General features: G+C 41.9%; 18 protein-coding genes and 1 other annotated feature. Of the genes, 1 reads left to right on the top strand and 17 read right to left on the bottom strand.

The features are described from left to right. Positions 1–2 precede the first annotated feature (2 nt). The 4 genes from ruvA to EV207_RS23275 form a co-directional block, all read right to left on the bottom strand. Complete coding sequence (gene ruvA / locus EV207_RS01100; RefSeq protein ID WP_132742750.1) at positions 3–593, bottom strand: Holliday junction branch migration protein RuvA; 591 nt, start codon at positions 591–593, stop codon at positions 3–5. A 127-nt stretch (positions 594–720) separates the two neighbouring features. Beyond that, positions 721–1,215 (bottom strand): BofC C-terminal domain-containing protein, encoded by a 495-nt coding sequence (locus tag EV207_RS01095; protein WP_132742749.1) that lies wholly within the window; start codon positions 1,213–1,215, stop codon positions 721–723. Between the two features lie 106 nt (positions 1,216–1,321). After that, entirely contained in the window at positions 1,322–1,921 is a 600-nt protein-coding gene (locus EV207_RS01090) for a YhcN/YlaJ family sporulation lipoprotein (RefSeq protein WP_132742748.1), read from the bottom strand. 186 nt (positions 1,922–2,107) lie between these two features. Then, positions 2,108–3,514 (bottom strand): LysM peptidoglycan-binding domain-containing protein, encoded by a 1,407-nt coding sequence (locus EV207_RS23275; RefSeq protein ID WP_207902898.1) that lies wholly within the window; start codon positions 3,512–3,514, stop codon positions 2,108–2,110. A 138-nt stretch (positions 3,515–3,652) separates the two neighbouring features. On the opposite strand from EV207_RS23275, the gene EV207_RS01080 reads away from it, so the two are divergent. Further along, positions 3,653–4,183, top strand: coding sequence for a transcription repressor NadR (locus EV207_RS01080; RefSeq protein ID WP_132742746.1), 531 nt, complete (start codon positions 3,653–3,655; stop codon positions 4,181–4,183). On the opposite strand, the gene EV207_RS01075 is transcribed toward EV207_RS01080, so the two are convergent. From EV207_RS01075 to mreC, 13 genes are all read right to left on the bottom strand, one after another. Next, complete coding sequence (locus EV207_RS01075; protein ID WP_132742745.1) at positions 4,171–4,626, bottom strand: ACT domain-containing protein; 456 nt, start codon at positions 4,624–4,626, stop codon at positions 4,171–4,173. The genes EV207_RS01080 and EV207_RS01075 overlap by 13 nt on opposite strands. A gap of 20 nt (positions 4,627–4,646) precedes the next feature. Further along, positions 4,647–5,936 (bottom strand): GTPase ObgE, encoded by a 1,290-nt coding sequence (obgE, locus tag EV207_RS01070; protein WP_132742744.1) that lies wholly within the window; start codon positions 5,934–5,936, stop codon positions 4,647–4,649. 18 nt (positions 5,937–5,954) lie between these two features. Next, positions 5,955–6,497 (bottom strand): Spo0B C-terminal domain-containing protein, encoded by a 543-nt coding sequence (locus EV207_RS01065; RefSeq protein ID WP_132742743.1) that lies wholly within the window; start codon positions 6,495–6,497, stop codon positions 5,955–5,957. Between the two features lie 155 nt (positions 6,498–6,652). Continuing rightward, on the bottom strand, positions 6,653–6,943 hold the full coding sequence (gene rpmA / locus EV207_RS01060) for a 50S ribosomal protein L27 (protein ID WP_132742742.1): 291 nt from the start codon (positions 6,941–6,943) through the stop codon (positions 6,653–6,655). Next, positions 6,936–7,286, bottom strand: a complete 351-nt coding sequence (locus EV207_RS01055) for a ribosomal-processing cysteine protease Prp (RefSeq protein WP_132742741.1) — start codon at positions 7,284–7,286, stop codon at positions 6,936–6,938. Before EV207_RS01055 ends, rpmA begins: the two co-directional genes overlap by 8 nt. 11 nt (positions 7,287–7,297) lie before the next feature. Continuing rightward, positions 7,298–7,606, bottom strand: a complete 309-nt coding sequence (rplU, locus tag EV207_RS01050) for a 50S ribosomal protein L21 (protein WP_132742740.1) — start codon at positions 7,604–7,606, stop codon at positions 7,298–7,300. A gap of 12 nt (positions 7,607–7,618) precedes the next feature. Further along, positions 7,619–7,692 (bottom strand) — a sequence feature (ribosomal protein L21 leader region). Positions 7,693–7,753: 61 nt separating this feature from the next. Next, complete coding sequence (locus EV207_RS01045; RefSeq protein ID WP_132742739.1) at positions 7,754–8,920, bottom strand: ribonuclease E/G; 1,167 nt, start codon at positions 8,918–8,920, stop codon at positions 7,754–7,756. 42 nt (positions 8,921–8,962) lie between these two features. Further along, positions 8,963–9,835, bottom strand: a complete 873-nt coding sequence (locus EV207_RS01040; protein ID WP_132742738.1) for a M50 family metallopeptidase — start codon at positions 9,833–9,835, stop codon at positions 8,963–8,965. Further along, a complete protein-coding gene (locus EV207_RS01035) occupies positions 9,828–10,589 on the bottom strand; it encodes a M23 family metallopeptidase (protein ID WP_132742737.1) in 762 nt (253 codons plus the stop codon). Before EV207_RS01035 ends, EV207_RS01040 begins: the two co-directional genes overlap by 8 nt. 181 nt (positions 10,590–10,770) lie before the next feature. Then, complete coding sequence (gene minD / locus EV207_RS01030; RefSeq protein ID WP_132742736.1) at positions 10,771–11,568, bottom strand: septum site-determining protein MinD; 798 nt, start codon at positions 11,566–11,568, stop codon at positions 10,771–10,773. A gap of 21 nt (positions 11,569–11,589) precedes the next feature. Further along, positions 11,590–12,270 (bottom strand): septum site-determining protein MinC, encoded by a 681-nt coding sequence (minC, locus tag EV207_RS01025; RefSeq protein ID WP_132742735.1) that lies wholly within the window; start codon positions 12,268–12,270, stop codon positions 11,590–11,592. A 65-nt stretch (positions 12,271–12,335) separates the two neighbouring features. After that, entirely contained in the window at positions 12,336–12,845 is a 510-nt protein-coding gene (gene mreD / locus EV207_RS01020) for a rod shape-determining protein MreD (protein ID WP_243646905.1), read from the bottom strand. A gap of 5 nt (positions 12,846–12,850) precedes the next feature. Continuing rightward, the gene (gene mreC, locus EV207_RS01015; protein ID WP_132742733.1) at positions 12,851–13,732 is read right to left on the bottom strand and encodes a rod shape-determining protein MreC; all 882 of its coding nucleotides are present in this window, start codon (positions 13,730–13,732) and stop codon (positions 12,851–12,853) included. Between the last annotated feature and the right edge of the window lie 14 nt (positions 13,733–13,746).

Raw genomic sequence — 13,746 nt, 5'->3', positions numbered from 1 at the left:
CCCTATTCGTTTAACATTAACCTCAGGGCTTCTTTGATGTATTGTTCGGTTGTTAACGATTGATCCTTCAATTTAGGCAAAAGGCGTTTGATTTCCCGCTCGGAATAGCCAAGCGCGCCTAATGCCGCAACGGCTTCATCCAATGCACTGTTAACAGGTTCTTCGGTTTCTGCAGGCGAGAACAAACCAAATTGATCATTAAACTTGCCTTTAAGATCCAGAATGATTTGCCGTGCTGTTTTTTTGCCGATCCCTGGGAATTTTATAAGCACTTTTTCATTTTCATTCTCAATAGCCTTGATGATATGTTCAGGCTGTCCCGAGGCGAGGATGGCGAGCCCCCCTTTTGGACCTATACCTGAAACACTTAAAAGCTGGATAAAAAGCGAGCGCTCCGCTCTTGTCTTGAATCCGTATAAGGCTAAAATATCTTCCCGGACATATTGATATGTATAGATCGTTGTTAGCTGATCAAGGTCTTTCTGATATGCGTATGGATTGGCGCAAATGATCTGATATCCAATCCCATTATTTTCAACCACAATATTATGGCTTGATATATATTTAATAACACCTTGGATATAATCGATCAAAACACGTTTCCCCTTTTTTATTTACCTAATAAAAAATTCCTAAGATCTATCATACCATATAAATCATGTTTCTGATACACTTTACCCTGGGGAAACCCAAACGGACATTCGAAAGCTCGAATGCCCATTAATGTTTCTCATATTTCGCAAGCGACTTCATAATAGCCGTAAAATGCTGCTTATCCTTCACTGGAAAGCCCTTAAGCAATTTCTGTACGTCAGCTGCCTCTAGCGCTTGGGTATCAATTTGAAAAAATGTTTGGATGATTTTATGGTTGTTCGGATCGCCTTTAAAAATGGTTAATGTTGTATGATCGGTTAAGCCAAAAATCCCCTTTGTCTTAGCGATCGGCGAGATATCATTGATTTTCTTTTTTAAATAAATTTGTCCGTCACTTTTCTTTACCATAACCCAATCTTTATATGACTTCCAAAAAACCTCCATTGATAATGGATGTTCTTCTTTGGATTCTTCTATTGAAATACCGTCCAAAAAAATCTTTTCCAAATGGACATGAACGATGTGCGGCTTTTGTGTGTAAGACTGACCTGCTGCTGCAATTCCGCCATTTGCAGCCAGAAGACCAATTATACTTAAGATTAGAAATAAGGGCCGTATCATTTCACATCACCTCTAACTTCAGGTTGTTTTTACATTATAATTATTACCTGAATAAATAAATGTTATGCAAAACTTGAGCAGGGGTCATATCCCCTGCTCAATACATTTATTTAGAGTTATTTTGAAACGGACGTTTCGCTGCATCAGCAACATCATTGATAATCCCTTGGACATCAGATTGGACCTCGTTGCCGTTATTTCCATTTACTATCTGATTATTTACGTTTGTGATCCTCTGAACCAAACGTTTGTCTGTCACAATATGAAGTTCCTTGTTGCCAGTCGTCTGATTTTTGACGATGGTATCAATTTTTGATCTCAGCTTTGCTTTGTTCATATCCTTATCGGCATCAAGACCAACGACAACATAATTTTGGGTAATCAAAACGTGAGCATCGCGTACACCGCTTAATTTTTTTACTTGATCGGCAATTGACCGTGAATTTCGCGTGCCATTTACACCATTATTATTGTTGTTATCATTGATATCCAAATTATCGTTATTGTTCCTGACGCGGTCGGCTACATTATAGCGGTCATTACGATTATTTAAATCATTATAACCGCGGTTATGATCTGTATAGTAACCGACATCGCGCATCCCCATTTTATTGCCTCTGCCGTTATCGCCGTTGTTAGCTGTACAGCCAACAAGAGCACCGCTGAACATTAAAGCTGTGGAAAGTGTCAAAATTGATTTTTTCACATTAAAAACCCCCTTTCACATATATCTTGTGTGGAGGAGGCTTGACTTAAACTGTTACATAGAGGTGATACTGTCAAAATTTTGATAGCCATATCCTAATATTATCCGTCTTTTTAGCATAAACTTGGGACGTCATACCTATTCGGAAGTTTTTTGATCAAAAAGAAAAAAGTGACGAGATGGTCGTCACTCCTCTTCATTATTTTTGATTGGAAAACCAGGCTGATACGGTGGTTCCTCGTAATTAGCATAACTGTCCCAGCGTTGATTGGCACTTGCTCGCCACATATCTTGTTGTGGATAGGCCGGGTAAGGTGTTTGCGATTGTGGAACGAGTTGTTGATCAGGTTGGTACATTGGCTGAAACCCGGGCTGCATGAAATCAGCTGCGTTGTATCCTTGTTGTTGGTATCCAGGCTGTTGGTATCCAGGCTGTTGGTATCCAGGCTGTTGGTATCCAGGCTGTTGATATACAGGCTGTTGATATACAGGCTGTTGTGGGTATACCGGTTGTTGCTGATATACAGGCTGTTGAAAGCTCGGTTGCTGATACTCGGGCTGTTGAAATTCAGATAGCCCTTGGTAATCCTGCCAATCATCCTGCGGTTGGTGATATTCTTGATGCATATACTCCTGATAAGGCTGGTCGTAGGCAGGCATTGGCTGATAGGTTTGCGGTGGCATATAATCTGTGCTCGGATAACTCCCCTGTATCCCTTCAAGTGCTGTATAACCATAAGGCATCATAGCTTTTCCACCGCTGTCACATCCGCATGGCGAATAACCATAATAAGGGGGTGGAGCCATTGGCATTTGCTCGGCAGGCATTGTCGCCTCAGGCATCATATGTTGCTCATGATTTGGCCACTCATTGCTGCTCTGGATTGGAACTTCATGCCATTTAGGAGATGGCATTTTATTTTGCTCGGCATTCTCCAGATGCTCATGATGCTCATTTACATTTCCAGCATTCGGCCAATCCCACATCGGCATGGTATTCAAACTATCCTGTTTGTTAGCCTTTTGATTAATCGGCATTTGATGATCGGGTTTTGGCATCATCACATTTGGGAAATTATTATCCATCAATGGCAAATTCTGCTTTTTGTTTTCCATGCCAGCAAGATTTTCACTAATGTTTTCATCCATCATTGGAAAGGTCGGAGCCGTTTTCTTTGAATGTTTGTATTTTGGCACTTCCTTTTCTTCCATTTCCATCATAGGCATTTGCTTCTTGACTGGTGCCTTCTTAACAGGAACCTCCTTTTTAGTTATTGGTGCCGTTTTTTTAGGCAATGGTTTTTTTTGTTCTTCCTTAATTGGCATCTCTTTTTTCTTTTCTTTTACTGGCATTTTGTTGTTAGGAGCGATATTTTCCTTTTTTCCTTTTTTTATTTGTGCTTCCTTTTTCACCTGCTGTTCTTTCTTTTTTGCAGGCCCGCCGGCAACAGGCACCTTTATCTTCATTCCGGGCATGATCATATCCGGATTCTTGAGCTGTGGGTTCATTTTTTTCAGATCAGCTAAGGAAATCCCGTGCTTTTGGGCGATTTCATATAACGTATCACCCTTTTGGACAACATAAATTTTCACAATCTCATCCCTCCTGCACAAAGTCATTACAGTATATGGTGAGATTGGGCGATTTGCCACTCTTTTTTTAACCCTGCAAAACGTCCCTATTTTCAATTATAATAAAAAGAAACTTGTTGAAAAAATGGAGCTGGCATAATGAAACAAAATAAAAAAATCCTTGGAGAAGATAGACGCGCTTTCATCCTGAGGCATTTATTGGATAGTAATCAGCCTATAACAGGAAGCGACTTAGCCAAACAAACAAATGTGAGCAGGCAGGTCATTGTTCAAGACATTTCATTATTAAAAGCTAAAAATCATCCCATCATAGCAACCGCCCAAGGCTACATTTATATAAAAAAGACGAACAGCACCACTCAAACAAAAGTGATTGCCTGCCGTCATTCGGAGGCTGATACTGAAGAAGAATTAAACATCATTGTGGATCATGGTGTGTTGGTTAAAAATGTGATAGTTGAGCATCAGGTATACGGCGAGATTACCGCTTCCCTCATGCTTCAAAACCGGCGGGATGTGGAGCTGTTTATGAAAAAGAAAAAGGAGACAAATGCACAGCTTCTTTCCGCACTGACGGAAGGCATCCATCTCCATACCATTGAGGGGGCGAATGAAAACATTCTTGAGGACGTTTGTCATGCCCTTAGTCAGGCGGGCTATTTGTTATAGCCGCCTGATCCGATAATATCCACTTGATCAACCGCGTCAAGCTTTAGTAACCGATCGATAACATCATTGAAGTCAATGGTTATAGAACTTGTATCAATTGATAACGTGACATTTGCCCTTCCTTGAAGTGGAATCGTTTGATGTATAGTGAGCACATTACACCCTGCTTTTGCAACGATATCTAGAAGCAGCGATAATGTGCCGCTTCGATCTTCAAGATGCAAAAGGAGGGTGACGATGTTTTCTTTTACAATCTTATGGAAAGGAAAAATGCCGTCCCGGTATTTGTAATAGGCGCTTCTGCTGAGCCCCACCCTTTTGACTGCATCCGTTACACTTTCTGCCTTACCCCGCTCAAGCAATGTTTTTGCTTGAAGCACTTTAAGCATTGATTCTGAAAGAACATCTTCACGAACTAAAAAGAACTGCTGCTTATTATCCATTGGATTCCCCTTACCCGATTCTAATCCATAAACTCAAACTCAAAATCCAGGATCCGAACAATATCCCCGTCTTCAATGCCTTTAGCACGCAGAGCATCATCAATGCCCATGCTTCTTAGTTGACGGGCAAATCTGCGCACGGCTTCGTCATGATTAAAATCAGTCATTTTGAACAGCTTCTCAACCTTCGGACCGCTGATAACATATGACCCATCATCGTCACGGTTAATGACAAAAGGCTTTTCTTCTTCCTCGAAACGGTATGTTACATGACCCGTTTCCTGCTCAATTTCTTCTTCGTAAATTGGGAATAATGGTGTTTTTTCCAGAAGATCTCGAACAGTGTATAGAAGTTCATTGATTCCTGCCTTTGTTACGGCTGAAATAGGGAAAATTGGTATATCCTTATCCAACTTTTCCTTAAAAACAGATAATTGCTCTTCGGCACCCGGCATATCCATTTTGTTTGCCGCAATAATCTGCGGCCTCTCTAGTAAACGCCATTGGTATTCCTTTAACTCATCATTAATTTTAACATAATCCTCATAAGGATCGCGTCCTTCAGTTCCCGCCATGTCGATGACATGAATGATGACACGGGTTCTCTCAATATGACGCAAAAATTGATGGCCAAGCCCTGCGCCCTGGCTTGCACCTTCAATCAAACCAGGCAGATCGGCGATGACGAAGCTTCCAGCATCCTCAAGGGATACAACGCCAAGATTTGGTTTAATTGTTGTAAAATGATATTCGGCAACTTTTGGCCTTGCTGCTGTCACGACCGATAGAAGCGTTGATTTTCCAACACTTGGAAATCCGACTAACCCGACATCCGCGAGAAGCTTCAATTCCATAACAATTTCCCGATCTTCACCTGGTTCCCCATTTTCCGCGATGTGCGGTGCTGGATTTGCCGGTGTTGCAAACCTGGTATTCCCTCTGCCGCCTCTGCCGCCTTTCGCAATGACCGCCTTTTGTCCTTGTTTAGTTAAATCGGCGATATTCTGATTGGTTGCTTTATCAATAACAATAGTTCCAGGGGGAACCTTAACGACCATATCTTTCGCGTTCTTTCCATGCTGGCTCTTCGATCGCCCATTTTCTCCTCTTGGCGCCTTAAAATGCCGCTGAAAACGAAAATCCATTAAAGTTCGAAGCCCTTCATCTACTTCAAAGACAACGCTAGAACCATCTCCTCCGTCACCGCCAGCCGGCCCGCCGTTCGGTTCATATTTCTCTCTTCTAAAGGCTACCATTCCGTTTCCGCCATCGCCGCCTTTTACATATATGCTAACATGATCGACAAACACATGCTCCACCTCAATACTTTAATTAATTTCAAACGTGATTACTGCCTCATTTGTCTTTATGTAGTGTTCAACCAAATGAATAGATTGATTCAATTCTTCCTTTTCTACTTCTACGAATTGTTCGATTTGTTCGGGATAATTTAACTGCCCCGTGAAATCAAGTGTTAAGCATGCTGATGTGTCCATAATATGGATCAACAAAGCCATTGTATTTTCGGTACGGTTTGAAGCATGTTCATCGAAAACATGAAGCATGTTCTGGAGCAGTGATGCCAGCTGACGATCATAGACCGATAGCCTGAATCCTTCACCAGTAACCTCTAGGTCAAGCTTAAAGGTATGTTGATACCAGTTAAACGTCAGAACCAAGGCCGAGAGAAGCGGGATATCCTGGTTTGATAATTTGGCCTCATTTCTAGATTTCATAATGAGTCCTTCAATAATACCTTCAGCATTGTCTAACTGATTTAATGTAAGGTATCCTTTTATAACCTGCAGTTCGTTCAGCCACTCATGCCGGGCGTTACGAATAAGATGAATCAATTCAGTCTCGCTTATCATGATATGACTCCTATGTTTGACTTCATTGAAAGAACAGCTTTATTTCCCATTATACCAAAAAATACTTAACGGATTGGAAAAATATAAAAAGACAGTGAATTAATTCCTTGTAGAGAATCATCCACTGCCTTTATTAAGATCACTTGGTCAATAGCTTAAGCTTCTTGTGCTACAGGATAGACACTCACTTGTTTACGATCGCGGCCGACGCGTTCGTATTTTACAACGCCGTCAACTTTTGCGTAAAGCGTGTCATCACCGCCACGGCCTACGTTAGTACCAGGGTACACCTTAGTACCGCGTTGACGGTAAAGGATTGATCCGCCGCTGACAAACTGACCGTCTGCACGTTTTGCGCCAAGGCGTTTTGCGATTGAATCACGGCCGTTCTTGGTACTACCTACACCTTTTTTTGAGGCAAAAAATTGAAGATCGAGTTTAAGCATCCTTTCCACCTCCTTGATCATTAATCTGAATATGTTCACCATAAGACGCTTCAATTGTCTGAAGGGAGACAATCATGCCTTCCAATAAAATTTGGACCTTCCGCTGTGTTTCTAGATGTAATGTCATGGGAAGCTGGCAGCGAAGATAGCCGCCTTCAGGAGCTTGCCAGACATCAAGTTCAATACCTGCTATAGCTTGAACAGCGTTAAGCGATCCAAATGAAACAGCCGACGCGCCGGCACAAACAAGGTCGAAGCCATGTGGCCCGCTGTCAGCGTGTCCCTCCATTGTGAAGGATTCAATGTTGCCTCTATGGTCACGATGAACGTTTACCTTAATCATGTATAAAGGTCCTAAGCATTAATTTTGTCAATCGTTACTTTTGTGAAAGGCTGACGATGACCTTGCTTACGGCGATAATGCTTTCTGCGTTTGAATTTAAACACAACAACCTTCTTGCCGCGGCCATGTGCTTCGACCTTTGCAGTAACTGAGGCTCCTTCAACCGTCGGTGCGCCGACTTTAACATTGTCGCCGCCAACAAAAAGAACTTTGTCAAATGTTACTGTTTCGCCTTCTTCAGCTTGAAGCTTCTCAATGTAAAGAGCTTGGCCTTCTTCCACTTTAAGCTGTTTTCCACCTGTTTCAATAATCGCGTACATTTCTGCACCTCCTCAAGTTCTCAGACTCGCCAAAATAGGCAGCATGTCGCATTTTAAGGCCTATTTTTGTGCGGTTGGAGCGGGTGCGCTTTCGCACTGCATCCAATAGACTAACAGAAAAATCATACCATAAATGAAAAAGCCATGTCAATCAGGTTTTGATAAATCATTGATCACAGCATTTTGTAAGCTGTATCGTTGTTTTTTTCTTGTCATCTCGAATAAACCAAGATTAGTAAAACCAAAAAGCTTTACCGTAACAAAATCATCTGCCAGCGATGCCGCCATTTTTTTCGACACCTTTTCTCTATGTTCCGGATCCTTCATATTAACAAAATCAATAAGAATGATGCCGCCGATTTGCCGCAAGCTTAGCTGTCGGCAGATTTCTTCGACAGCAGCCATATTCGTTTGAAAAGCGGTCGTTTCCCAATCGGCATCCCCCGTAAACCCCTTAGTATTAACATCGATTACGGTCAAGGCCTCTGTGTAATCAATGACAATTGACACGCCTAACTTAAGGTAGACAGTCCGTTTCAATGCGCTTTGATAGTCCTTTTCAATACCATACATTGAAAAAAGATCCGGTTTCACTTGCTGAGTGATTTTAGGTTGGGGTTTTGTAAAACTAATATCAGGCATCGCGTTCAGATCGACGCCGTTGTTCAGAATAATTTCATCAATTGTTCCAAATCTTTGTCCCTCATTTAGCACCTCAGCCAAAAAGTGCTCTTCAGTATATAGTGCTTTAACTAACTGATCCTCTTCGCAGCCTGATGTCAACCTTCCCCATTCGGTGCGAAGCCTTTGCAGTTCCGCTTTTAGCTTTACATCGGTTTGCTTCGCTGCTTTTGTCCTTACTATGACACCCTCAGAACCTTGACAGGCTTCCTCCATGACATCCCTTAGACGTTCTTTTTCCGTGCCAGCTATTTTTTTGGAAACCCCGATATAACAACTATAAGGGAGATAAATAAGATCTTCTCCCCGAAGCTGAACATGCTGGGTTAACTTAGGGCCTTTACTGCCCATGGCTTCTTTTTCAACCTGAACAACCACGAAGTCGCCTTGCTTCACATTGTTAAAAGGCACAGACACCATATCGGATTTATTAATAAAACCGTGTTTTTTTGTTCCGATATCTACAAACAATCCTTGAAGTCCCTTGTGAACGTCCGTGACTCTTCCAATATATATATTTCCTGCCGCATGGTCTTTATTTTTATTTTTTATATAAAAAGTTATCGGGGAATCATCCCGCAAGAAAGCAGCCCTGGCTCGCGATCCGCAGGATTCAAACAAAATTCTGTTCATTGACGAACCTCCGGAGAATGCGAATCTTAAATGACTTATATTCTATTTAAAGCATTCTCCTATCGGTTTGTCAAAGCATTTTCCGCTGAAAAAAGCATTTAATATATCTTTTTCTTCGATGTGACGACGTGTTTCCTCGATTATAACGGGATGGAGGGAGCCTTTTTTAAATAACCCTAAGACGGTCGCCACAGGCATTTTTGCTGTTACAACAATTGGGGTTGTTGAATGAAAGGGCACAGGGTCTCGCCAGCGTGATAATAAGAAACGCATAAAAACATAGCGCCTTTCCTTCCATTCTTTAATGATTGAGAAGCAAATAAAGCTGCCTACAACAAAATAGTTTAAGGTGAATGGTGTAGCCACGCCAACGTAGATTGAGAGAATAATTAAGATAAAGCAAGATAGAATGAGTGTTATGTCGTAAGCCCGTTTGAAAGGGAAAGCTTTTAATAATAGTAAAAACATTAGCTTGCCGCCATCGAGCGGCCAAATCGGCAGGCTGTTAAAGAGGAGGATCATAAAATTATAAGTTATAAATATCTGATGATTGGTTTGATCCCAGTAGTCGGTTAATAAAAATAAGTAGGATAATAGCGGCAGCCAGAGATGTTGAACGGGACCCGCCAAGGTTACGATGAGATCCTCATGCATCGGGCGATTGCCATGATCATCAACCTTTGCCACACCGCCAAAAGGCAATAATTGAATTTCTCTCACTCGCCATCCTAATAACAATGCAGCAATGGCGTGTCCGCATTCATGGATGAAGACGATGAAAAAGACACTGGCAACCTCCCAAAAATGACCTGTAATCAAACCCGCTGCAACAACAAACCAGAACACCGGATGAATTTTAATTTTTAGAAGTGAAAATCTGCCGGTATTCTGAATCATATTAGGAATTTTATTCAAATTTAAACACCTGAACAGGATCAATAAACTTCTTATCTTCTTTTAATGCAAAATAGAATGATCCGGATTTCCCCTTTTCAGCATCAGAAACCTTGCCAATTTTTTGGCCCTTTTTTACGAAATCATAATTTTTCACATTAACCTCTGATAATTTTCCATACCATGACTCAGTGCCGTCACTATGTTGGATCACGACTGTTTCCCCAGTTTCATCCTTCTTACCTACGAAGGTAACGAGCCCATCCTGAACAGCGGTCACTGAAGAATTAGCTGCCGTCCGAACCATCACACCTTTCTTGGCTTTGGAAAATTCCTGTACCCGACCGCTGACCGGTGCGGCAAAATCGGCACCCTTTTTTTCCTTTTCAGCTGCCTTATCTTCCTTTCCTCCTATAACCGGCAGAAAGGCCATTGGCTTTCCAAAGATATCCTCATACCAGTTAGACACGCGGGCAAATTTAAAATCATTTGACAAACTGCTGGCAACAGCAGTCTGTATCGGTTTAAAACTTGCACCAGACTGTTTATACACGATCCCCACGGCTAGCACGAGGCACGCCGCAACCATACATTTAAGAATGAAGATATTCGTTCGAAACAAAGGATGCGGTCCCTCCGAATCACCCCGATCTGGTCTCGGTTCCGGCGGATGGTGATCATAAGAATCGGAGCTGTCCCCATTCAAGGGATACCTGCTTCTGCCTTCCTTTTTACGGTTTTGGTGTCTCCGCTTAATCTCATCAATACGGCTCATAACTTCCCTTCCTTTGCAAAAGAGATAGCATCCCCAAAAGTAAGAATGCCGCTTGTTTTTTCTATATGTATGTCCAAGGGAGACAAGTTATGATAAAGAAAACTTGCCGATTAACAAGCCTTTGGCGAGCCTTTGGCAAAGAAACGGACCAAACTAAAAACCCCGGATCATGGTCCGAGGTTTATCTCATGCCTAACAAACGTTTAATTTTTACAATGAAGCTTGGTTTATCGTCAAGCGACATTAAAGGTACGGATTCGCCAAGAATTCTCCGGCCAATGTTCCTGTAGGCAATAGAGGCTGCAGTGGAAGGATTTAAGGAAATCGGTTCCCCTTTGTTTGCTGCTGAGATCACGGCATCATCATCCTTAACAATGCCAAGCAAGTCGATTGCAAGAACATTCATAATCTCGTCAACATCAAGCATGTCGCCATTTTTCATCATATGGCTGCGAATCCGGTTGATAATTAACCGCGGTGATTTGAGTCGGTCATCCTGCTCAAGAAGTCCGATAATACGATCAGCGTCCCTAACAGACGATATTTCAGGTGTGGTGACAACAATCGCCATATCGGCACCGGCAACAGCATTCTTGAATCCCTGCTCAATCCCAGCGGGACAGTCAATAACGATATAGTCATAATCGCGTTTGAGTTCATCAATGATTTCCTTCATTTGTTCGGGACTAACGGCGGATTTGTCTCTTGTTTGCGCAGCAGGCAATAGACTCAAGTCATCAAAACGCTTGTCTTTAATGAGAGCTTGATTAAGCTTGCAACGTCCATCGGCAACATCCACGAGATCGTAGATAATTCGGTTTTCGAGTCCCATCACGACATCAAGATTACGCAAACCAATATCTGTATCTATAAGACAAACTTTTTTCCCTTGCAGGGCAAGAACCGTCCCAATATTCGCCGATGTTGTTGTCTTCCCGACGCCCCCTTTTCCAGATGTTACTACAATTGCTTCCCCCATTTGTCAACACCTCACTAATGTTTACAACCTTGCTAACTGTTTAGATCTCTTAAAATACGATTGGATGCGATCAATGGCGATTTTTTTATAGGATGAGTCAAGAAAGGCGCATGCCATCGTTTGTTCAGGATTGCCATACTCAATCATATCGTCAGTCGAACGGCTGATAACATCTCCAATTCTCAGCTGTGTCGGTTTCATGAGAGATGCCGCAATGATGGCGTCATGATCGCCTTCAACGCCGGCATGGGCGATCCCGCCAAGCGAACCCAAAACGTATATATTTCCTGTCGCTGTGATTTTTGCCCCAGGGTTAACATCACCAATAAGTAAAAAGTCCCCTTCTATCTCTAAAACCTGACCGGAGCGAACAACCTGCGTCAGCGATGTAAGCTGACCTTTTCTTTGCTTTTCTTCACACTCATCTTTCGTCATAACGTTCGTTTCAATATCAGCAACAAAGAGTTTTTTTTGCGAACGAATAATCTCGGTGATTTCTGCCCGCTGTTCTTTTGACAGATACCTGTTGCCGCCTTGGACCTTTACAGAAATAAGCGGGCCTTCTTGGTAATGCTTTTTATTTACAGACAGCTTCTCCCTTAATTCTGCAATTAAATGATGGTATGAACACATATCATTTAATGAAAGGATAAGGCCGTCTTTAGTTCCCTTAATCGTTACGAGCGGCTGTGTCTTTGACATAGGATATCGTTCACCTCAACATTGTTATATTCCACATCAAAGTTGCGGAATCCTTTTTCACGTCATCATTCTTCTGAAGAGTCCGTTTCCACTGTCTCTAAAAAACGGCGCAGCGGATAAAAAACAATGACAGCAAACACGCCGTTTAATATCGCTGTCGGGGGCAGGCGCCATTTAACAAAATTAGAAAAGCTTTGGTCCGCCATGCCAATTAAAGAATAAATGCTGTAAACTTCCAATTCCAAAAGTGAAACGCCAAACATGCAAACAAATAGAACAACATATATGTTCATATGAAAAGCTTTCGTTAGATAAGACAATATGTAGGCCGTTAAACCAATGCAAAAAGCATAAACACCTAAAACGGTTGTATAAACTAAATCAATCATAAAACCAAAGATAATACCATACTTTAGGGCCTGCCCCCGATTAACAAAAAAGGCAATAAAAAGCACAGTTACCATAATGAAATGAGGAATCATAGGGATATGATAGCCAAACCATTCAGGGGAAAAAACGGTCATCACTGTCCCCTGAACAATGAATAAAAGAAAGAGGATAAGAAATAATTTCACCTTTTTCAAGACTTATCCCCCTTCTTATCTAAATTGTTGGCAGCAGGTGTTCCCGCTTCCCTTTCTACAATGACGACGTGGGTCAGGTCATTGAGATTGGCTGCCGGCTCCACTTCTGCAATTTTTGTTAAACCATATTGATCAGTCGTTACCTTTTTAACTTTCCCTATAGGAAGACCCCTTGGGAAAATTTGGCCTAGACCAGATGTAACAACCATTTGTCCTTTTTTGATCTTAGCTTTCACTGGGATTTTCTTGAAAAGAAGGACGTTTTTCTCAGGATCATACCCTTCAATCATGCCGTAAATTCTGGACCCTTGTACCATAGCGGCTATTTGATTGGCATTTCTCGTATCGGTCATAAGAATGACTTCACTCGAAAATTGGCCCGCTTTTCTTACCTTGCCTATGAAACCGTCCGGTGTAATAACAGCCATGTCGGGTTTGATCCCGTCCTGTTCACCTTTGTTAACTGTGACGAGCTGATTCCATTTATCATAGGAACGGCCAATAACAAGCGCCGGGTGTTTCTTATACGCACTTAAATCGGGATCATTTAATAAATCCAATTCCTTCTTAAGCTCTTGATTATCGTGCTTAATTTCTTTGTTCTCTTGTTTGACTTTGGCATAGTCTTCCAGATCGGCTTTTAAGGCCTTGTTTTCCTTATATGCGTTCTCGATATCATCAATTGTCTCAAAGAAACCCGCTACGTATTGAGCGGGTCTATTGAATATGACCTGAAACCATCCGACTGTATCATGGACGAATTGCTCCGGCCATGTCATTTGTTTTCGTTCTTTGATGGAAAAACCGACGAGAGCCACGAGGACGATAAGACTTGCCAAAAGGATGATTAACTTTTTGTTTGAGAAAAATGGCGGCATAAAGACACCTACTT

It is taken from the genome of Scopulibacillus darangshiensis, assembly GCF_004341035.1.
GTDB lineage: Bacteria > Bacillota > Bacilli > Bacillales > Sporolactobacillaceae > Scopulibacillus > Scopulibacillus darangshiensis.
Note: the sequence above shows the minus strand (reverse complement) of the source record. Positions and strands in the feature narration are given on the sequence as shown.